This window comes from Phaeobacter sp. JH20_02, assembly GCF_048056915.1.
GTDB lineage: Bacteria > Pseudomonadota > Alphaproteobacteria > Rhodobacterales > Rhodobacteraceae > Phaeobacter > Phaeobacter bryozoorum.
This window is the reverse complement of the sequence record NZ_JAYMVP010000017.1, coordinates 229477-250342: the sequence shown is the minus strand read 5'-3', so window position 1 is coordinate 250342 and position 20866 is coordinate 229477. Positions and strand designations below refer to the sequence as shown.

The following is a 20866-nucleotide window of genomic DNA, read 5'->3' as shown; positions in this document are numbered from 1 at the left end:
ACCCATGTTAGCGCCGCTGGGGTCCTGACCGCTCTGGCATACCCGGACCCAAACCTTCGGCTAGACTTCAGAGGACTGGAGACCGGCTGATCTGCGTCAGCGCGTGCGTCGGGCAATGCGGGTATGATCGGAGTTATCCGAAGCTTGTTACCCGGCAGGCGGCAGCCCGGTTCTTCGGGAACAGCCGCTTCCCGATCCGAACACCTAAAAAGGGAGGATATGCCGATGCCAGCCGCTGGCATTCTTCAACCCCACAGCCCTGAGTTTGACCGCTTTTTGCAAGCCTTCGTTGGCGAGGACCGGAATGGCAATGCAGTTACGGTTCTATCGGCCCTCGCGCGGCTTGAGCTCGAACCTTGGGAGGAGGCAGCCGCGCTTGCCGCGTTGGAGAAAGAGGTCGCAGGCTCGCGACTGGAGATGCTGCTGTCGCAATGCCGCGACGTGCCCGCACTCAAGCAGGATAGCGGAACGCTCGCGCGGAAACTGACCCGCCTTCTCCCCAAACGCAAGCGCTTGATGGCTGTTTCTGGCGGCGCAGAAAACGGGCCGACGAATTTGTCTGGGTTGATCTGGGCGGTACTGGCGATCCTCTTTCTGATTTTGCAGTTAATACTCACAGGCACTCCGGGGACGGGCCAATGATGTCAGGCAAAACACGGGACGGCGACCGCAGTGATGGTAAGGACTATGCGGTGCTATGGGATCTGGAGGAGCGGTGCTGGACCAGCGGCGCGGACAGCGCCCGCACCGTGACTGCAAAAAATGCAGTGATGATACTTCCCTATCCGCCGGGCATTCTTCAGGGCGGGCAGATCCTGGAGCATGTGAAGAAAAACACGGGCTGGCGAACCGTGGAAATGAAAGACCGCAGCCAAATCAGGCAAGGGGCCGTTGCTGTGCTCGCCTACCGCGTATTCGCGGAGAAGTCAGGCTTGCCAATCTATGAGGCGCTCTGCGCGTCCACATATCTGCTGGACAACGGCCGGTGGCTGCGGCTGTCACATCAGCAAACCCCCACCACCTGATGCCAGCGGGATGAACCCTCACCTTGGGGCGATATCTTTAACGCACTTCTCGGCATGTGAAACGGCTCCCGAGCTCTTCGTTCAAAGATCATCAGCCAGAAGATGCGGACCCGCCCCAAGCTAACCTGCATCAGTGCTGCGGAGCAGAGAAGATGGGTACATGGCTGCGTGCCTGCCGAATCTCCGGCGGCACTCATTTCCGAGCAGCAGAGAAGCACGGGATGCGTGCGGTTCCTCAAATGGACTGCATTGCACTGCGTGCCCTATTCTCGGAATGTCCAAGAAAGGACAATCCAATGACACCCGAACAGACCAATGCCGCCGAGAAGATGACCTCGGTCAAAGCAGCCTGTGACAAGGCAATCGCCGGCCCCAAAAAAGACCGGGCTGTGAAGCACTACCAGGCGGCCGAGAAGGCGCATGCGGCGAAGAACCACGCCGAAACGAACAAGGAACTGGACGCGGCTAAAAAAGCGCTTTCGTGATACTCCTTTGCTTTAAATGAAGATCGGGCCGCCCCAGGTTGTTCCGGGGGGAGGGGCGGCCTTTTTCATTTCAAGAGCGGGCCGGTCTGATCCAGATACGCCGGATCGAACCCCGAAAACTCTACCAGCCCGTCATAATTGCCGAACGTTACACGGCCGTCCCGAAATGTCAGCAGGCCGCGTTCGCGAAGCTGCCGCAAGACACGGTTCACATGGACGGCGCTTAGGCCGAGCGCGTCAGCAAGATGATACTGTGTCAAAGGGCAGGCGTAGCCTTTCGTGCTCCCCATTCCGACCAGCTTCAGCCTTGCCCCCAATTCCAGCAGAAAATGCGCCATGCGTGCATCCGCAGCGCGGCGGCCAACTCCTACGAGATGTTCGACCACCATGGCTTCGTCCCGTGATGCCGCCCAGAGAATTGCTGCCGCGAGGCGAGGCGTCTTCTCGAAGGCTTCCAGAAGGTCGTCCGCAAAGACCTCTGCCGCCTGAATATCCGTGACCGGCTCGAAGCTATGGTCGGACGTGCGCAGCAGCACGCTGCGCAATCCAATAAAGTCCCCCGGTATCTGGAAATCCACGATCTGGCGGGTTCCGTCCGGCTGAAGCTTGTAGGAACATACCCAACCGGCGGCCAGAATATAAGCGGCCTGATCCGACTGCCCCTGATGCACGAGATCACGCCCCGCCAAAAAGGACCGGCGGCGCAGATGCAAACGCTTCAAGACGCCCAATTCATCTTCAGACAATGCGACGAAGACTTGCAGCTTCCGTGTAAGCGGGCTTTCTAAGATATCCGTCATCGGGGCCTCTCAAGCTGGAAAGAAACTCCAGACGCAATCGCGCACAGACTGCTTTCGGTTAGCCCAGCATACCATTTTTCTGCGAAGATGGTTGGGACAAGCGAGGCCAGTCTGCTGCGCGATGTTTTACCGTCACCGGAAGGATACAATAAAATGCTCAGCGAGAAAGACTTCTCGGGAATGGCTGCCCTCTCGATCTGCGAAGCACTGCTGCTGGCGATGAACGATCACAAGCTCCTGCCCGAGCGCGAGATCGTGGGTATCCTGCGGGACGCTGCAAAGACGCATGAAAACGCAGCTGTTACTGATGGCGAGATAGAGGCGCATCGAGCCGTAGCGGGTCTCATCAACCGGATCATTGCTGGCGGTAATTCCGTTCGGAGGCCGCCGGGATGATATACTCAATCGCAGCGTGATAGACTTCGCCTATGCCGCTTTCGTCCAACTCGTACAATGCACGGGGCCGACAGCCAGGTCAGTAGGACATGCCGGGTGGCACGGGCCGCAAAGACGGTAACGTCCAATCTGACATTGTCTGACGTCAGCGCCAATGGGACAGTGTAGCGCGATTTGATAACAGCGGGTTTCCGGCTCATCGTAACCACCATTGAGTGGAGATGAGGCGACCCACTTCCGTATGCGAACGCCCAAGAACGTCCGTACCAAGATGGCCTTCCATGTCCTCGCCGATAAGATCAAGCGAATGATAGCCCCGATCGGGGTACGCGGGCTTCTGACTGCCATTCCGGCCTGATGGGCGGTGCTCAACTCAAGCTGCACCGCAGAAAACGCCACACAAGCGCGGATTCAGCCCTCTCCGGCGTATAAGACGCTAAAGTGTTCCTGGATCCGGCTGCCTCCCCAAAATCGACTGAAACATCCTCATCGTCGAGAAACCAGGCGAGTTTCCACAGACCCTCGGCTGAAGCCAGACAAATAGCTGCGGCAAAAGCCTTGGAGCATATACTTTCTTGATTGCGAGCATTGTCGCGAAGAGCCTGATCGAACAGTAGTTATGACGCAGCCGGGCGATCTCCAGGCTCTGTCCATTACCTTTGCCGCTGGCGCGATATACAAACCTGTGTTCAGCAGTGATCCGGCGGGACCACCAGCCGCTTAAATCGCCTTTGAGAGCCAGTATCCTTTCCTCCTGCTGGAGCCTTGCCTAAGGCTCGACAAGTCAGAGGCAAGGCTTTGGGTATGTTTTTTAACGTCTTGGCTTCCTAGATCTCGACGCTCTCGGAAATTGACAAGGCATCTTCCAGGTCAACCCCTAAGTAGCGGACTGTGCTATCCATCTTGGTATGCCCGAGAAGGAGCTGAACCGCTCGAAGGTTCCCGGTTTTGCGATAAATCTGGGCAACCTTGGTACGCCGCATCGAATGGGTTCCATAGGCGCTTGGCTCCAAGCCAATGGATTTCACCCAATCCCGAACCAGTCGCGCGTATTGGCGTGTACCTATGTGCGGCCGGTTGTGGAGCCTTCCAGGCCAAAGAAATTCAGAGCTCTTCATTATTGGCATATCCAGCCAGGCCTGAAGCGAAGATCGCGTTCCTTCGGTAATTTCGAACCGAACCGGTTGACTGGTTTTGCTTTGGGTTATGGACGCGCGCTCTTTCACGTGGCCTGCTGCGTAAACGTCAACAACACGCAAACGGACGAGATCACATCCTCTGAGTTTGCTGTCTATTGCCAAGTTGAAGAGTGCCAGATCACGCACCCTATCGGAGAGTTCAAGGCGAACGCGAATTGCCCAGACATGCTTGGGAAGCAAAGGACGTTTTTGGCCTATGATACGCCCTTTGTTCCAGGGAGCGTGACGCATGCGAATTGCGGGAAGGTTAGGAATTGACATAGTTGGTCCTCCGACCACCGCAACCCTCCACATCCTTGGCATTTCGCCAACGGTCTATGGATAGCATTTGAAGTCCATCCGTGGGTCGAAAGACTTCGAAGTATTCTGCGTTAGAGGGTAATAGTGCGGAAAGGTCTGCTTTGCTTCGCTGCAATGCAGCAAAGTGGCGACCGGGCAAGAAAGAAGCTCTGACTTTGCAAATGGCGCTTCTGCGCACCTCTACCCCTGGTGCTGACTGCAGCAATGAAGGCAGCGCGCCAAGGCGGTTCAACGGCCGCTTTTCAGGATATTTTGCAGCTGCAGCATCTTTTACATGACGCCCCCGCCAATGACCGCTCCGGGCTGCCTGGCGTTGTCTGGGAGAAGCGTCTTGGTGAAGTTTCGCTGCAACCCTATCGCCGCATCGCCGCAAGTCGGTAGTGAGCCCAGATTGACCGATGCTGCACATCTTGCAAATGTCTGCTATCAGAAATGCAAGCGATCGAGCCAACCATTTTGAATGGGTGTCGTAATTGGTTTGCAAATCTTGATTGGCCGGATATTCAGCGGTGAGAACAGGTGCATAAACAGCTTTCCATACTGATGATTTCTCTGGGGGCGACTTTGGCCAATGCAGAGGAGTTCTGTGTTGTACCCGTAGCGGGAAGCGAGCCCAAGCTACCAGTGGAATTTGAACAGCCATACCGGATTGCAACGTCTCCACGTACCGTTCCTGGTTTTGATGGGATGATCGTGAAGGCATTGAATCGCCATGAGCTTTATGAGTTCAATGGCTTAAGCCTGTCCCTAGTGGAGGAAGATTTTCCGCATGTCTGGGGATTCGCGTTCGAGCACGGTATCCACGTCGGGCCGGATGGAGAGGCTTTCGGGTTTGGCTCTCGTCCGCGAGTGATTTTTCGACTTGGTTCTAATGAATCGAGTTGGGAACCTATAGAAACCACTCAAGGCTATGAGCGCGCGTTTTTTGACCAAAGTGTCGGTGACGTTTACTGGCAGGCAACTTCGTCAGACCCACTGAAGTGGATCAAAGCCAGCGGTGCCAGTGAGGAAGTTGATCTGCCGGTGTTCAACGGCGACCAAACAGTCTCCATCCGGACTATTGGTGAGATCAATGGTGCTTTGGCTTTGACGGGGCCACTCAGTTCAACGCCGCGAGAAAGCAGTTCGCTGTGGTTCCGACCGCTTTCCGGGGAGTGGACCAGAACCTCGGTAGACCTACCTGAAGGACAACGTCTGCTTCCTACCTTTCAGGATGCCAAAGTTGAGGTGGGCAACGGAATTATTCGAATTTTTCCTTCCAACAACGCCTTTGAGCCCCTAATCTTTCGCGTCTTCGGAGACGACCTAAAGCTTGTTGCAAGCCTTCCCGCAGGAACTTGGGAATACCATGCGGCAAGTGGAAATTGGATCGGTAGGGTTGGACCATGGTCTCACTCGAGAAAGACGAGCTTTGGCTTGTGGCAGAAAACACCTGAAACGCTGCCGCCACACTTCCTCATGCTAGGCCCAGATGAAACGGAGGCGCACCTCATTCCAGGCCTCACTTCACAAAGTGACGTGGTTGGAAAAAGAATCTTTTATCACCCTAGCCCGATATCCATTCCTGAAGAAACTCGAGTGTTCGTGAATGCAGGTGAGGGCATCATGGTTCTCGATGGCGCCTCGTTGTCTCAAATTCAGATGTGGCCGTATGAGAAGATTGGTGAACACCCTGACGTTAAATCGTTGGGGGGGGTGACCTTCATCCAGTCTGAGCGTGGAGTATTTGTCCTGAATGACAACCTTTCGCTCCATAGGGTTGCGAACTTCCCAGTGGAAGCTCCGTGGCGACATGAAGTCAGAATTGACTATGTCGAAGCTTGGCAAACCTATCTTGTCACCGACAAACGATCAGGTGAGATCTACGTTTCAAAGGATATGGAACGCTTCACAAAGCTCGAATCCGAGCAACGGGTCACCGGTGTTGTTGGGTTGTTACCTGAACCGACTTCGGTCTTGGTCATAGGAGAGGATCAACTGTACGCGGTTAAGCAAGGCTGTGCCCCCTAGTGGGCTCTCTCACGAGATTACATCCAGAGCTATGTGGCAAACTTAAAAGCAGTAATTGGCACAAATGCAGCGAAAGATCACTTTGTCCCGCTGTGTGTGAATTCACCAGGTCCAACACCTCGTAGCCGCAGAGAACGGCTGGAACGGCGGGTCGCGCAGCAGCATAAAATCTCAGCTGGTTGCCTCAAACGGCCGACTTTGCAAAGCCCGCTCCCGCAACCAAAACAAAAAAATAAATCAAACAACATAGCGCCCCAAGGGGCGCTTCTGGCGTTCGTAGCACTGGATGTGTGGAAACACTATGGAAGGTGACCGTCCGGCGAACGCGCTCTGGTGTGGTTCCGATGCTGCCTGCTACGCTGCGTCAGCGGCGTAGCGCCATGGGGCATAAGTTCATTCAGACGTGTGATTTTGTGGTCCGTACCCGCGCCACTCGGCGATCCGATTCAAGTCTCGGGCGACTCGCGCACCGCCAATGGATGTGTCAACGATGGCAGCCAGACATTCCCGGCTGAAGCTGGCGCTCTGGCGTTACGATTACAACACGGTCAGGCCGCACTCATCGCTCGGGGACAAAGCACCGTCCGAAGCGCGCCGGACGCTTGAGTAACTTGAGGGCTCCGCGCCCGGCGCGCTTGCCCAGCCCGAAACCGACAACTATCAAAACCAAGCCCGAAGACTCTCGCTATGAACGAGGGACAAGTGGGGGCAGGTCGCAACGATTAGCTTAAATTACGTCAGATCCTGTTCAAAGATTGGGGAGTAGCTCACATTCAATACTGAGAGATGACCTTCAGAAAATTTCAGAAAATTTCAGCACCAGTTTCAGGACATCTGACCTCAGCGACCTGATGATGATTGTGCAAGGTTCATAAAGACAGGGCCTGCTGCCAATCATCAAAGCGAGGAACTCACTATGTCTACCCTTTTGACAATTAACGTAAAAAATCTTGAGCCGGCAACACAGGGCTTCTTCTTTTTCCAAGAGCCGGCAAACTATACTGGCGGTGCAACGGTGTATTCGAACAGTCTCTTTGCAGAGAACCTTGCCAACTATGGTTCGTCTGGCTCAATCCTGACCTTTCAGGTTGATCTGCAGTATTATGCGGGCATTCAGGAGGCCCATTCTGCGCCGGCCGTTGGCCAGTCCTCAGGCTATTCGTCTGCGAGCCGTGCGATCGATCTTGCGCCTGCTGGTGGCGGCGCTGCCAATGACTCCACGACCGCCAGCGTAAGCCCCGCACTTGGCCTATCGACACCGACGAACGAGGCCGGCGTACAGCCTGGCGCATTCCGGATCAACACACCGAGCTTCTCTTCACCGCCCTTCTACAACGTCGGCTCCGCGGTATCTGTAAACGGGGGGATCGTCTTGTCGAACTTCGTTCAGGCAAATCCACAGTCGCACGTCGATTGCGAGCCGATCCTGAAATACTACGTTGCGACAGGGACCTACACGCCTGGCACGGTGATGGATTTCACCGCTGCGTCAAAAACCTCGGCACTGTGTGATTTCACTGGGGGCTACACTGTGATTGACGTGGAGCTGGCAGCTAATGGGGATTGGAACATCACCAGCCGGACCTAGGCTGATCTTTCTTTGTCCCTGGTGGAACTTCGGAGCAGTTTAGGCTGGGCCGTAGAATGGACTGCACTCATGCCGTACACGCTGACCATAGTAATCAGGAACCTGTCTCAATCTAAAATGCAGTTCTATGCGTTTCAGCACCCTGCAAATTACCAGAGTTCAGGAAGTGTACTTCAGTCGTCATCGGCCAGCTTGGCTACGGGTGCAGTCCTCCCCTACAAATCATCTGGGTCCACGCTTCAGTTTCAATTTGAACGACAACCTTATGTGGCCGCATTTAGCAATCAAGCTAAACTCGCCATGCTTGTGAAGCCGCAACCTTATGAAAACGCTTCTCAAACGTCCGTTGTTGCCAAATGGCCAATTGCTCTGACGCCAAAAGACCAGACCCAGCAGGTGCCCAATAATACTCAGTTGACGGTCGGGTCGCTCGGTTTATCCATGCCGACCTACGCGTCAGGCATCCCTGAAGGGAACTTTGGTATCCAGATACCAAGCTACACTCCCACTGGTGGTTTGAAGCTCCACTGCGGCAATGGGATCAAGGTGAGAAACACGCAGGTCGTCTTGTCCAGCTACGTCACCCCCGCACCAGTCAGTCACATATTCTGCGCGCCAAAACCGAAATTCTACGTAAAGACAGGCAATCACCCCGTCGGATCACCCATTTCGTTTTCGGTCGCAGGGGCTGTTCTGTGCGATTTCACTCAGGGCTATTCCACCTGCAACGTGGACTATCAGTCAGACGGCACATTCACAGTCCACCGCCAATAACGACTTGTTGCGGGGCCTTGTTGGGCCCCGGGAAACACTTCGCCGCATGGCGATCTCCCTCAAATCTATGGCGAATAAGGAATTTAGATATGACACTTCTTAAACGACTTGCTGCCACCCTCGTGCTGTTGGTTGCCTTGCCTGCCTTTGCGCATGCTGCATGCACAGCAACCAATAATACCGAATATTCTGCCGCCATTGCCCATGGCCACGCATACACGAAGCACTCAGCCGAATTCGTACATGGAAAGGTAATCGATGGCTTGGCATTCCCCGATCCGACGATTGCCAATGCGGATGAATTCGCGACATTCCTTCTGGGGATTATGAACGCTCCGACGGAGTCCAAGCCCTTGGCCAACAGTCGCTATGCATACTGGCATACGCCCACCGGCACGGTCATCATCACAAATGATAATGCCAACGACTGCGGCACCGCGTTTCGTCCATTGACCGGCAAGACTTACTACGACAACCTAAGTTGAGTTCAGTCCTAAATCCATGCCGCCTCTCCGATTTGAGGAGGGCGGCAGATTTAATGAGGAAAGCGCAATGCCTGACAAATCTCCAAACACGTTGACGGCAACAGAGTGCATGGCTTTGGCTAACTGTCTGAATCATATGATTTCACAGACAGAAACGGACGAATTTTCTACCCTTGTAGGTATTGATAAGGAAAGCGCGAAGTCCCTGATGATCAAGCTAAAAACTATGATCGCAAACTGACCAGAAGCTCGTGAACATTGCCCCTACCAGGGCAATGTTGCTCAACCTCTTTCAGGCCAACCAAAATCCACTGAAATATCAACTTGGCCGCCACCTGTTCGGGTTATGGCAGCCTTATTGTTGGGATTTTCGGCCTCCGCCAAGGAGCGCAGCCATTTGCGGTCAGTCTCAACCCCTTCGGAGGTCATTTGAACCGCGAGGCGCGCAACCCTGGGTGCGGCGACACTGGTGCCGCCCATGCGGGTCAAGCTGCCGCTGTTGGATCCCGCGCTCAATACGCCGGTCAAGACCGGACTGTCATCCGCAAGTGCCGCCGCATCCGGTCCCAGTCGGTTTACCTTTTTCTTCCCCCGAGAAGGGGTAATCGGCCCTGCAGCGGAATAGTCTGACAGCAAGCGATTACTCTGGGTGAAGCCGGCAACCACCATCGGTGTTTTCCCGCAGGCATAACCGTTCAACGTGCCGGCGCGCCGGATTGGGCTGGTTGTTCCCGCCGGATCCACCGGAAGGGGTGCGCCGAGTGCATTATAATAGACATAGTCAGCGTTGTTAAAATACCCTTGCCGACCACCGGGCAGAAAACCGGGCAAGGTTTCGTCACGCTCTATCCAGATTTGAACGTCGTCACTGCTGTTCATATCGCAGGACATAATATCGACCCGCCAACGGCCAGCTCGGGCTAAGTCGATAGCAGATTGATGCGCAGTAGGATTGATACTGAAGGTTATCACCCCGCGACGTGTATGCCCCCCGTCGAACCGATACGTCAGGCGTGCGACCTCCTGGCCCTGCTCGTCAACCAGTCGCTGCCCGGTATTGCCGGATACATAAACTGTCTTGCTCGCAGGGCCAGATGGAACCGTGACACGGACCCCCACAAGCCGGGGCGGCGGATTGGTTGCGTGGTATGGCATCCACATCTGGAGATGGCTTGACGTTCGGTCATCCGGCTGAGCAACAAAATCCAGTTTCCACGATGGGTCCTTGGATTTGCTTTTCGCATTCTGAAGATTCAGGTCTGCATGAATACGACTAAGGTTACCATTACCCGCTGGTAGCACAATCTGGCGTGTTTGATTTGCATCGGGCTTCTTTGCTTGTGGCCCGAAATACCGGTCAATCACACGGTCAATACCGCTGGTTCCATCGTGAGGCCCCGCGAAATTCCCATAGCTGAAATTGAATATGACAGGAGGTTTACTTTTGTCAGGCAGCCGGAACCGCGCCGCCTGATTGCACAGGCGCTTGAGCGCTAGTTTAAAGCTGGGCAGCGTATTCTGTCCGGTAGAATCCTCAGTAACCCGGGAGGGCAACAACGCGCAGATAATTGGCCGGTTACTCGGGGCATTGCTCATCGAATATCCAGCGGCCAGCGCCATCACATGCGTGCCATGCGAACGACGCAAGGCGACGGCGGAGAGTGCTTTGCTACGCGCATTTATCAAACCTACCGCTGCATAAAATGCAGGCTCATCCAACAAGCCGTTGGTCGTAAATTCCTGCAAGAGGGCGTCGATTTGGGCTTTACTATAGCTGCGTCCCGACGCCCCCACCCGAGAGAGCTGTTCAGGAGACGCTGACAGGATTGTTGCAAACTCCACCCGCGACGACACCAGGCCATCTCGAAACAGGTTATGGGCGAAGGCAATCGCATCGTCGATGACGGCTGTGATGACCGTTCCTTCGGGCACCTCAATGATCTTACGACGATTGCTGTCGTCATCATTTGTATCAACGTCAGACAGATCAGAGTCCGTAACAGTTGTTCCCAACGTCAAACCTATCACTGAATAATCGGCGGCGTGACGGTTGAACGCATCTAACAGCGGTTTGCGGGCAAAAATTGAAACGAATTGCGTTTCTTCGACCGTATCACGATCATCTGCATCATAATCAGCTGGGATGACCAGGTCGTCCGGGAACCGGCTTTGCGCACGCTCTTCAAACTCGCGGATACTAATATCTTGCAACTCAACAAGGGCGGACCACCAAGGTTGAGATGCCGCTGATGTAACGTGAATAAGTGGACGTGACAATCGATAGTCAGCAACGTCAGACAGCAGATCCTGCGAATGAAATGTTTCCCAATGCAATGGCATGATTATTGCTCCTTTTTCGGCAAGGCATTGGAGTTATAAGGTAAAATCCTGCCACTCGGCCTGCGCCTTCTTCCACAGCCATGTCAGAACCGGAGAAGCCATGTCCGGTGTCGTCGGGTGACGCTCGCTGGTGGCCCAAGGGTTGCGTTTTTTGCCCGCCTTTTTCGTTTGGCGATCTTCGCGTGCCAGATACAGCGCGTGCCAATCAAAGTCCTCCGCAGCATTGAACGCGGGGCCATTGAAACAGGCACTTGTCAGCTCATTTGCCTCTGGGTCACATACCGCGTGCAGATAGTCCGCTAACGTGAGCCCCAGCATTGCCCCGGCGGCACTATCAACTGGAAAGTGAACGCCTGCGACAGTTCGGTTCGTGGCAATCCGGGATGCCAAACGCATGAACATTTCGCCCCAGACGCCGTCTTCGTGATATTGCTCCGAGTTGGAGGCCCGCAGCAGTTTCCATAGAAGGCGCGCAGTCACGAAGGATTCCGTGGCATGGCCACTCGGCAAAGAGCCGTGAGTTGGCGTTGGGATTATTGGTTGAACCTGTGGCGAAAACTCTATCGGGCGTTTGGCGGAAATACTGTATTTCAAACGCATGCCACAATAGTTGGTGAACCCTAGTGCTGCAGACATCAATTCCACCGTAAATGGGGTTCTTGCGGGATCCATAAAGGAAATCGACGCCAAAAAAGGCGTAATTGCGCTGGTCTGCGAAAGGATCTCCGCCGCCCGATCGCCGCGCAGGTCAGCATAGGCTGTGAGATAGGCCATCTGTTCCTTGAACTGATCAATCGTCGGGGCTGTGATTTGGACCAGGAGGCTATCTGCTTGAGGCGAACGACCCGCTGGCCGAGTATCCCGCCGCCAAAGGTTGGCGATAGCCGTCTCATCCATGGCATCCGAAAATGCAACCCGCGATCCTAGTTCGGACAAGTATAGGCTGGCCCGGACATCTGCCGACAACCGCGCCAGATTGCGCGGATCATGGGGACTACCCGGAGTAATGTGGGGATTCATATCTAAGGGCGCACCGACAATACCATCGCGCGTCGTCAACAAAGCCTCAGCTGCGACCGTGCTCCCAGAGGTTTCAAAGCTATTAAAGCTGTTGAAGCTATTAAAACTATTGAAGCTGTTAAAACTATTCTCGGGCGAACCTTTGGCATTGAAGGGCAATTCAACTTTCCTTTGATAAATCATAGGGTGCTAGTGATAAATACCCGATCAGGAAGAGATCAGATGATATGTCACGGCCTTAAATTGATTGGGGCAAGGCTCGTATGAAGAAGTATGCTTAAATGACGCCACTCTATTGGCTGCGCGTACCCTGCCGTTCTCACACTGACCGACGTTCACACCCCCTGCTGCGTCAAAAATTACCGGAAACCAACACTGGCGACCGATGCGACCCCTGTGCGCCAAGGCGCAGTGGTCACCACCTTAGGGTGTTCCTGCAAAAATGAAACAAAATAAAGTTGTACGCCTTGTCATCGCGCCAAGGTGCCGTCAGAACGGCAGATCTGCTGGAGATTGTGCCTAGCTTTCGGGAATCCCGAGGTCCTTCAGTGTTTCCGCAAAACGTAGACCGACTTGATAAGAGGAACTGGGAGACCGCCTGAGCCACCCGTCGACAGTCAGATTAGGCTGCACTCTCAGCAGTTCCCTGGTAGTTTTACGTGCGTCGCTCTCACGTCCCATGCGCAATTGTGCTACAGCTTTAATCCGCAAGGTAGAGGCATGTGACCGGTTCAGTCGAAGCGAAGCGTCCGCCAGTTCAATGGTACGGGGCAAATTATCAGCGGCGAGGCTCGCCCCGGCAGAAAGCGCCAGGAACATAAAGCGGTGCGGGTCGAGTGGGGCAAGATGCATGGCCAGTTCGGTGTCGCTGACCGCCAGATCTCCCTGTCCTTGAAACGCATAGAGTGTACCCCGCAGCAGGCGTCCGTTTGCATCGTTCGGGTTCACTTCCAGCGCTGTATCGTATCGATCTTGTGCAAGCTCCAAATCTCTAAAGAGGTTGACCAAAACAGCACCTTCACTAATCAGCCCCAATGCGCATTCCGGATCAATTTCGAGCGCACGCGACGTATACTGTAGCGCACTCTGACCATCGTTTTCGGGAGTTTCTGTCCATCCTTGCTGCACCTGAAGAACATACCAGCGGGCCACCCAAGACAAAACCAATGGGTGATCCGGAGTTCGGTCCATCAACTCATCCAGCATCACTCGCGCCGCTTGGAAATCGGACTTGGATAACCGATGCATGAGAGCCACCGCACCCAGCAGAAGCGTCGAATTCTTCAACGATGTGATCGGCTGCAATCGTGATTTTCGTACTTCATTGAGACTGATCGCTTTGCGTATGCTCATCACAATCTCGTCGATAACACCGAGATTGTTGATCCAACTTTCTAACGGCTTCAAGATCCGCTCTGACCACAAAATCTTGCCGGATGAAACATCGATCAATTCAAGAGTTACGATCACCCGTGAGCCATCGTCGTCGCAGACGCCGGACACTAAAAATTCTGCGTTGAACGTCTTTTTACAAAGCTCCAACGTCATGTTTTCGGTTCGGATTCCGAAAGTTGAAAGGCGTGAAATTACGTTGAGGTCGGTTGATTGGGATAATGCCGATATGATGTCGTCAACCAGCACATTGGCCAGAACAGGATCATGAGCGCTGCGATCGCGTGTTGTAAACGGTAGGACAGCCACCGTTGGCAATACATCGTCCAGATTGGTGCGCGCAGCAGGATAGTATGTCGATCCGTATCGGTGCACACGATACAAGCGAATACCATTGACCTCAGCCAGCTGATGCTGATCTCCCAGATCCTCGAATTCGCATTCTAGACTGAAGTGTAGCTGATCCCTCACCTCGACGGTGGCGTATTCCCACTCATCGCTCGTTTCTAGCAGCAATTTTGACAAGGCTGCTATCCGGCTTCTTTCAAGAGTATCGAGGGCGGTGCGAAGAACGCCAATTCCCAACGCACGTGCACTCCTGATCAAGGCCCTGCTGCATCGAACTGCTTCGATTGGGGTTGCAAAGGTCAGAGTTGCACTGTTTCCATCAATTGCTTTTGCCCCGGTGGGCCGGTGCAGCCGTACCACCGATTGTACCGCTTCATGCAGCGGGGTTTCGTCAGGCCCTCCCGCAGGTCGACATATGATCACCACAGTACGCTGGCGTGTCGCCTCCCATTCTATCAGGTCAGCGCTGATATGGTGAGGCAGAGTTTTCTGTGCAGTGCTGGCGGCAACAACGGATCGACTATCCAGCAGGTATCCTTGTTTTGGAATGGTGCGAAGCAACTTGCGATCACTATCCCCCAGCGATTTGCGAATTTCCGAGATGCATTGTGTAAGGCTGTCATCCGTCACACTCGTATTCGGCCAGACGGCAGCAAACAGTTCAGATTTCGTAATCACTGTACCCGATTGTTTGGCCAATACTGATAAGACCTGGCCAGACTGAGGCCGCAACGGTACCGTGTTTCCAGACGGGTCTAAGAGTTCATTGGAGACGGGATCATAGAAATGGTCTCCAATCTGAAGTTGGTTTCGGGCATCGGGATGCTTTATGGTATCGGTCATGAAGCCTAAGCTACCTATATATTTGATATTTTACGCCCACGATCCCCGATTTTTCCACTCGTCAGCCGTCGGTTCTGATGGAAAATCCAGCGAAATTCTAAAAGCGACCAGAAAGCCTCACGCCTCACCCTTCAACATGCAAAAGTTACAATCATAAGAGCAACCCAGAATGTACCCGTCACGTTTCGATGGCGACCCGGGCGCTTGTCTCAGCCGCACTCTCCAGTTGGGAACATAACACCAAGGCACGCGCGGCAGCCGCTTGAGCAATTTGAGGGCTCCGCGCTTGCCAAGCCCGAGGCCGACGACTACCACAATCGAACCCGCAGACTCTCGTTGTGAATGAGTGACCCTCGTGGGTCAGGTCATGCCGGATCGGCAATGGTCTTGGAAACCGGCGTATCTATCAGCATGCATCCAGCCTTAATACTATGCCAGATGATCCTTGAGATGTTGCCCTTTGCGGTCTGGCGAGAACTGATACCGACTGACAGGTGGAACGCGACTACCACAAGGCCGCTCATCCCGACCATAGGCCCAAATGCGTGCTGTCGTTGTTTCGCTCGTGCCAGGTGCCAGCATCTTAACTGGCGTATCATCAGCGAAGATGGCCTGACCGGCCGACACATGCCGCCCAATAGCATCCGCCAGTGGTTCTAAAAGAGCCGTGGACTTGCCGATCCAATCCGCCAGCGTCGAGCGATCAATGTCGATCCCGTCGGGCTCGAAGATGCCGCTCAGGCGGTACAGCGGCAGGTGACCCACGTATTTATTGACCAACACATGCGCTAGTAGGCCCGAACCGGGATGTCCGCGCTCAATGGCCCGCCAACTGATGCCGCAGCTTCTCGATCACGGTGATTTTGCCCTCTTTCGCCGATGGCGAGACGAACCGCCCCTTCTCAAGCCGCTTGCTGAACAGGCATGCGCCCTGGCCATCCCACCAGATGATCTTGATCAGATCACCGCGCGGCCCACGAAAGACAAACAGATGCCCTGCAAACGGGTCCCGCTTTAGTGTTTGCCGGGACAGGGATCATGCACAAACGCCTCGAATGAGACGCGCCAAGGCTTTGGGATCAATCCTCAATTGATGACCACCCGCGATGTCGATCTCAATCATGCTGTCGCCGGGGGGCCATTAGCCGTAGGCGTCGGGGGTTCTTCGGCAACAGGCCTGTCGACGATCTCAACTGGAAGAAAGCAAGGTGATGGGGCGGCCTGATCTTCGACGCCCTGCAGATCCGGCGCAAATTTAGCCTCACGCAACCACTTGTGGATCAGATTGGTGTTCATCGCGTAAAGCCGCACGACCTGCGCTACCGATCCCCCCGGCGTGCAGATCGACACCTCCTCCTCATCCGACCAGAAACGCTTCTTCCGACCGTTCTTACCCGCCGTATCTGCACTCAAGACGTCCACCATCGTTGGTGGACACTATCAACACATGCTATGAACCGTCAGAGCAGCGAGGCCGGACGCTTACCAAAATCCAAACACAGACAGCGCACAGAACCCCGCCAAATGCAGGCAGAGTCGCGTTGGGATCATCAGCCGTAAAAGCTTCACGAAAACGCAAAAACAAGACCGAAAAGCAAAGCGGCCCTAAAAAAACGACGGCGTTTCAGGTCGCCTGGGTCGGCTGTTTTCGGCAGAGATATCCAGAGCAGTCAGTGCTCTGACTGGATCTTTTACCTTTTATTATAATTGAATCGTTAGACATTCTACCAAGTTGCGCTGCCGCCGCGGCCTGCGAAATGCAGGGCCAAGGAGGCTTACGAAGCAAGTGGTCAAGGATTGCCAATGTCTATGTGTTGTTCTCTGTGCCAAGGTGCGCGTCTCAACAAATTCCTGGATCTGGGGCGCCAGCCGCTGGCCAACAAATACCCAAAACCGGATGAGTTCGATAGCGAGAAATATTTCCCGCTGGAGGTCTTCTTTTGCGAGACCTGCAAGAATGTTCAGCTTGGCGAGATGGTCCCACGTACCATCATGTTCGAGGATTATTACTATCTGAGTTCGGTCAATGGCGGGCTGGTTCGCCATTTCGAAGACCTTGCGGCCACCCTGAAGGATGCCGATTTCGTTGTTGATGTCGGATCAAACGATGGTGTTTTGTTGCGGCCGTTGAAGAGGCTTGGCGTTCGCGCGCTAGGCGTCGAACCTTCGGTGAACGTGTCCAAGATCGCAAATGACGAGGGGCTGGAGACGCTCTGTGCCTTTTTCGAGGAAACCTCGGCGAAACAGATCCTGGATCGCCACGGACCCGCCGATGTGATCGTCGCCAGCAGTGTGTTTACTCATCTTGATGCGCCGGATCAGTTCATCAGGGCAGCAGACATCCTACTTGCCGAGACCGGGAAGCTGGTGATCGAGGTGGAGTATATCCTCAACATGGTCACTCAGGTGCAGTTCGAGCGGTTCTATCTCGACCGGATTTTCTACTACTCGATCTCTTCGATGAAGGCGCTGTTTGGCAAACATGGCATGGTGATTGCCGGCGTCGAGCCGGTTGAGCAGCATGGCGGTTCGCTGCGCTTTACCCTGATGCGTGACACCGTGGGCATCGAAGCGCCAGACCTTGAGGACCTGATCGCGACCGAGCTCGAGGTCCTGAATTCCGATGCCTTGACCGATTTCGGTCAACGCTGCCGGGCCTTGACCGACAAGCTGGTATCGGGGCTCAGACGTTGGCAGCAAGAGGGGATAAAGGTGGCCGGCTATGGCGCTCCCGCACGGCTATCGACCATTACCAATTTTGGCGGCATCGATAGCGAATTGCTGCCCTTCACCATCGATGACAGCCCGCTGAAGCAGGGGCGCACTTCGCCCGGAGCGCATATTCCGGTTGTGGCTGCGTCGGAACTTGAGAGCTACCAGCCCCAGGTGCTGGTGGTCTTTGCCTATGAATATATCGACGACATTCGGAGAAAGACGGGTAACGCCTACGATTACTACATGCCTATTCCGCTTGTTGAACTCACAGCCTCCTGATTATTAGAATGGGGACCAAAATGTCTGAAGAAATTCAAAGAATTGTCGAACGCCTTGGTGCTCATGCCCATCGGTTCTCAGGAAAGACCGTCCTGCTTGCAGGCGGTGCCGGCTTCTTGGGGAAACATTTTCTAAAGGTGTTTCAGAAGCTGAACTGCGATGTTCTGAGCCAGCCCTGCCAGGTCATTTCGGTGGACAACTATATCACCGGGACCAAGAACCTGGATGAGAGCATTGAACGCGACCCCAGCATCACGCAGGTCTGGGCCGATGTGACCCATCCGCTGCCGGTGCGCGAAGACATCGACTTTATCATTCATGGCGCGGGCATCGCGTCGCCAGTCTACTACATGCGCTATCCACTGGAGACGATCGAAAGCGCGGTTCATGGCACCCGTAACCTGCTGGATCTCGCGTCTCGCAACAAGAACCTCGAAGGTTTCTTGTTCTTCAGTTCCTCGGAAATCTACGGTGATCCTGATCCCCGAGCGGTACCGATCAAGGAAGACTACCACGGCAACGTCTCGACCGTTGGTCCGCGTGCCTGCTACGATGAATCCAAACGCCTCGGTGAAACACTCTGTACCATCTACAATGAGCATCATGGCGTTCCGACAAAGATCGTTCGCCCGTTCAACGTCTTTGGCCCGGGCATGGGCCACAATGATCGCCGCGTGATCCCGATGTTCACCTATCAGGCGCTGAACGGCCGCACGATTCCAGTGCATGGCACGGGGCTGCAAACACGTACGTTCTGCTACATCACTGATGCGATCTACGGTTTCCTGATGACGCTTCTTGAGGGCAAACGGGGAGAGGCCTACAATATCGGCAACCCCGACAATGAAATCTCTATGAACCAGCTTGCGGCAATGTATCCAAGGCTGGTACCGGGCGCGACCTTCACCACGATCGATTATCCGGACACATATCCGGCGGGTGAACCCAACCGGCGTTGCCCGGATATCACCAAGGCCTACGAGGCCTTTGGGTATAAGTCCGAAGTTGATGTAGAGGATGGTCTGAGCAGATTCATCGACTGGGCGCGGCATGAGCACAGCTACATCGACTATGAACCTGAGACCGCAGTGAAACTGGCCGGTTAAGGCCTCATGACAACCTTGGGTTTGATCGGGCGAGGCGCCTGGGCCCGCACGATTGGCATGACACTGGATAGTCTGCCCGACGTGAACTGGCTGCCAATTACCGATCCCGGCCAACCTGTAGATGGCGTTGTCATCGCCAACAGAAGCAGGGATCACGTCATGTCGGCGCTGCCTTTTGTGGCAGCCGGCGTGCCGTGTTTCGTCGAAAAACCTCTGGCCACCTGCCTTGCGGACTTTGTTGAGCTGAAGGCCGCCGCTGATGCAGCGAACTGCCCGGTCTTTGCCGGGCACCTGCATCGGTTCAATCCAGCCGCCGAAGTCTTTTGTGCAACCCTGTCGCAGATTGGACCGGTCCAATCGGCTTCAGCCTACTGCGCCAACAACAAACCACGCGACGACACATCAGTGATCTGGGACTGGTTACCGCATCCTCTCTCTTTGGCCCGGCAGATTTTCACAAGCCCGGCAGACCATGCCAGGGCGAATAGTTTGCACGGTGGCAATCGTCCGCAGCATGTCAGGGCCGAGCTCTCCTATCAGGGAAGAAAGTTCACTCTGGAGGCCAGCTGGCGAGCATCGACGCCAGCCTTTCGCATCATCGCCAGGGGCCGCGACGCGACGCTGATCTTCGATGACAAGGCTGAGGAGAAGGTTGTACTAACGCGAGACGGCACCAGTACACCGCTCGCCTATGGGCAGGAGCCACCGCTCACCCGCGAGCTGCGTGCCTTTGTCGATATGATCGGCGGGTGGCGCGAGAATGCCTCATCACTCAGCGCGGCAGAAGATGTCATGCGCAGCCTGGACGCGGTTGCCCGTTCCGTCAGCGAAAGGGGCGCCCGGGTGGCGATCAATTGGCCCGGCTAAGGTGGTGATAGATCTGCGTCAGGATCTCCTGAACGCGCCTGTCCACATGGCTGGTTTCCATGGCCAGCTCATGACGGGCGATCAAACCCGCCTCGCCCTGTGTCCGGAAATGATCGTTGGCCGCCTCTGCTATGGCTCTAGGGTTCTCCAGATCACTCGGCTCAAAATAGAACAGATGCTCCTGCAGCGGCGCCAGCGCAGGTAGTTCCCTGAGGCTGGCTGGCAGGATTGGAACACCGCCGGTGATCAGCGCATCAAATACCCGGATCGGCAGATCGTCGCGCGTTGGAATGATCCAATGGCTCATATGGGCTGCCCATTCATCCAGTCGGTCCAGCTCGGTTCGATTATGATACAGCCGTGTTGCGGGCCCGACATGTTTGAAATGCGTGTTCAACCCTTCCAGCATCGCGTTGCGTTCAGGGAATTGGGGATAGACGATATGACGCCCGAGAGGTTCCGGATCCCGAACAGAGGCCAGAAGGCGACCACGGTGCTCTGTCAAAAAGGACCGGGTCCATTGGATGACCGCAGCACTGATCGGTGCGCTCATCGCCGCCGTCATCTGGGCATAGGTCTCATTGTTATGCGGATGGCATGGGACGTAAAAGTCCGACAGAAGCGCAAAGTTCACGGATTCGGTAATCTGATGATGGTTGTCGAAATCCCAGATACACACATGTGCACGCGGCTGATTGGCAAACATGGCCGCATATTTATTCATACCGGCCTGAATAATGTCATTACTGTTCAGAATATAGATTGTGCCAGCGTCGAAGTGGGTAATGGATTTCAGGTCGACCAGCCCAATCTGATCCGTTTTCTCCGCCTTGCCGAAAATACCGGCGCTGAGAAGAACATTGGTCTGAGGGCGTAGCTTCATTCCTTGAGAGA

General features: G+C 54.8%; 21 protein-coding genes and 2 pseudogenes. 13 read left to right on the top strand and 10 right to left on the bottom strand.

Going from position 1 to position 20866, the window contains the following annotated elements; genetic code table 11:
* Positions 1-225 precede the first annotated feature (225 nt).
* The 3 genes from VWY34_RS05395 (at position 226) to VWY34_RS05385 (ending at position 1510) form a co-directional block, all read left to right on the top strand.
* Positions 226-642, top strand: coding sequence for a hypothetical protein (locus tag VWY34_RS05395; protein WP_416545795.1), 417 nt, complete (start codon positions 226-228; stop codon positions 640-642).
* Positions 639-1025, top strand: coding sequence for a hypothetical protein (locus tag VWY34_RS05390; protein ID WP_416536350.1), 387 nt, complete (start codon positions 639-641; stop codon positions 1023-1025). Before VWY34_RS05395 ends, VWY34_RS05390 begins: the two co-directional genes overlap by 4 nt.
* A 296-nt stretch (positions 1026-1321) precedes the next feature.
* Positions 1322-1510, top strand: coding sequence for a hypothetical protein (locus VWY34_RS05385; protein ID WP_340545771.1), 189 nt, complete (start codon positions 1322-1324; stop codon positions 1508-1510).
* Positions 1511-1575: 65 nt separating this feature from the next.
* Here VWY34_RS05385 and VWY34_RS05380 read toward each other — a convergent pair whose 3' ends face one another.
* A complete protein-coding gene (locus tag VWY34_RS05380; RefSeq protein ID WP_416545797.1) occupies positions 1576-2310 on the bottom strand; it encodes a Crp/Fnr family transcriptional regulator in 735 nt (244 codons plus the stop codon).
* A 153-nt stretch (positions 2311-2463) separates the two neighbouring features.
* On the opposite strand from VWY34_RS05380, the gene VWY34_RS05375 reads away from it, so the two are divergent.
* Positions 2464-2706, top strand: coding sequence for a hypothetical protein (locus tag VWY34_RS05375; RefSeq protein WP_340545769.1), 243 nt, complete (start codon positions 2464-2466; stop codon positions 2704-2706).
* Positions 2707-3142: 436 nt separating this feature from the next.
* Here VWY34_RS05375 and VWY34_RS05370 read toward each other — a convergent pair whose 3' ends face one another.
* Entirely contained in the window at positions 3143-3448 is a 306-nt protein-coding gene (locus VWY34_RS05370; RefSeq protein WP_416558537.1) for a type II toxin-antitoxin system YoeB family toxin, read from the bottom strand.
* An 85-nt stretch (positions 3449-3533) separates the two neighbouring features.
* Positions 3534-4166: a tyrosine-type recombinase/integrase gene (locus VWY34_RS05365; RefSeq protein ID WP_416545799.1), complete on the bottom strand. Its 633-nt coding sequence runs from the start codon at positions 4164-4166 to the stop codon at positions 3534-3536.
* Positions 4167-4409: 243 nt separating this feature from the next.
* On the opposite strand from VWY34_RS05365, the gene VWY34_RS05360 reads away from it, so the two are divergent.
* The 6 genes and pseudogenes from VWY34_RS05360 (at position 4410) to VWY34_RS05335 (ending at position 9062) form a co-directional block, all read left to right on the top strand.
* On the top strand, positions 4410-4586 hold the full coding sequence (locus tag VWY34_RS05360; RefSeq protein ID WP_416545801.1) for a hypothetical protein: 177 nt from the start codon (positions 4410-4412) through the stop codon (positions 4584-4586).
* A gap of 162 nt (positions 4587-4748) precedes the next feature.
* Positions 4749-6215 (top strand): hypothetical protein, encoded by a 1467-nt coding sequence (locus VWY34_RS05355; RefSeq protein WP_416545803.1) that lies wholly within the window; start codon positions 4749-4751, stop codon positions 6213-6215.
* Positions 6216-6720: 505 nt separating this feature from the next.
* A pseudogene (locus VWY34_RS05350) lies at positions 6721-6906 on the top strand (integrase core domain-containing protein); the annotation flags it as partial.
* A gap of 225 nt (positions 6907-7131) precedes the next feature.
* Entirely contained in the window at positions 7132-7803 is a 672-nt protein-coding gene (locus tag VWY34_RS05345; protein WP_340546352.1) for a hypothetical protein, read from the top strand.
* Positions 7804-7872: 69 nt separating this feature from the next.
* Complete coding sequence (locus VWY34_RS05340) at positions 7873-8577, top strand: hypothetical protein (protein WP_416545805.1); 705 nt, start codon at positions 7873-7875, stop codon at positions 8575-8577.
* Between the two features lie 89 nt (positions 8578-8666).
* Positions 8667-9062, top strand: a complete 396-nt coding sequence (locus VWY34_RS05335; protein WP_416537606.1) for a hypothetical protein — start codon at positions 8667-8669, stop codon at positions 9060-9062.
* Between the two features lie 282 nt (positions 9063-9344).
* Here VWY34_RS05335 and VWY34_RS05330 read toward each other — a convergent pair whose 3' ends face one another.
* From VWY34_RS05330 to VWY34_RS05305, 6 genes and pseudogenes are all read right to left on the bottom strand, one after another.
* Positions 9345-11402, bottom strand: a complete 2058-nt coding sequence (locus VWY34_RS05330) for a hypothetical protein (protein WP_416545807.1) — start codon at positions 11400-11402, stop codon at positions 9345-9347.
* Positions 11403-11435: 33 nt separating this feature from the next.
* Positions 11436-12605 (bottom strand): phosphatase PAP2 family protein, encoded by a 1170-nt coding sequence (locus VWY34_RS05325; protein ID WP_416558534.1) that lies wholly within the window; start codon positions 12603-12605, stop codon positions 11436-11438.
* Between the two features lie 336 nt (positions 12606-12941).
* Positions 12942-15005, bottom strand: coding sequence for a winged helix-turn-helix domain-containing tetratricopeptide repeat protein (locus tag VWY34_RS05320; protein ID WP_416545811.1), 2064 nt, complete (start codon positions 15003-15005; stop codon positions 12942-12944).
* A 429-nt stretch (positions 15006-15434) separates the two neighbouring features.
* Positions 15435-15827 carry an IS66 family transposase gene (locus VWY34_RS05315; protein WP_416558536.1) on the bottom strand — a complete coding sequence of 131 codons (393 nt, stop codon included), beginning with the start codon at positions 15825-15827 and terminating at the stop codon, positions 15435-15437.
* A pseudogene (gene tnpB, locus VWY34_RS05310) lies at positions 15823-16023 on the bottom strand (IS66 family insertion sequence element accessory protein TnpB); the annotation flags it as partial. The pseudogene tnpB and the gene VWY34_RS05315, both read right to left, overlap by 5 nt.
* 101 nt (positions 16024-16124) lie before the next feature.
* On the bottom strand, positions 16125-16430 hold the full coding sequence (locus VWY34_RS05305; protein WP_416534249.1) for a hypothetical protein: 306 nt from the start codon (positions 16428-16430) through the stop codon (positions 16125-16127).
* Between the two features lie 378 nt (positions 16431-16808).
* Between VWY34_RS05305 and VWY34_RS05300 the strand changes: the two genes are divergently transcribed.
* Genes VWY34_RS05300 through VWY34_RS05290 form a run of 3 tightly spaced genes read left to right on the top strand, consistent with a single transcriptional unit; the run spans position 16809 to position 19972 of the window.
* On the top strand, positions 16809-17999 hold the full coding sequence (locus VWY34_RS05300) for a class I SAM-dependent methyltransferase (protein ID WP_416545815.1): 1191 nt from the start codon (positions 16809-16811) through the stop codon (positions 17997-17999).
* 20 nt (positions 18000-18019) lie between these two features.
* Positions 18020-19105, top strand: coding sequence for an NAD-dependent epimerase/dehydratase family protein (locus VWY34_RS05295; RefSeq protein WP_416545817.1), 1086 nt, complete (start codon positions 18020-18022; stop codon positions 19103-19105).
* A gap of 57 nt (positions 19106-19162) precedes the next feature.
* Positions 19163-19972 carry a Gfo/Idh/MocA family protein gene (locus tag VWY34_RS05290; RefSeq protein WP_416545819.1) on the top strand — a complete coding sequence of 270 codons (810 nt, stop codon included), beginning with the start codon at positions 19163-19165 and terminating at the stop codon, positions 19970-19972.
* Here VWY34_RS05290 and VWY34_RS05285 read toward each other — a convergent pair.
* Complete coding sequence (locus VWY34_RS05285; RefSeq protein WP_416545821.1) at positions 19956-20855, bottom strand: hypothetical protein; 900 nt, start codon at positions 20853-20855, stop codon at positions 19956-19958. The genes VWY34_RS05290 and VWY34_RS05285 overlap by 17 nt on opposite strands.
* Positions 20856-20866: the final 11 nt, after the last annotated feature.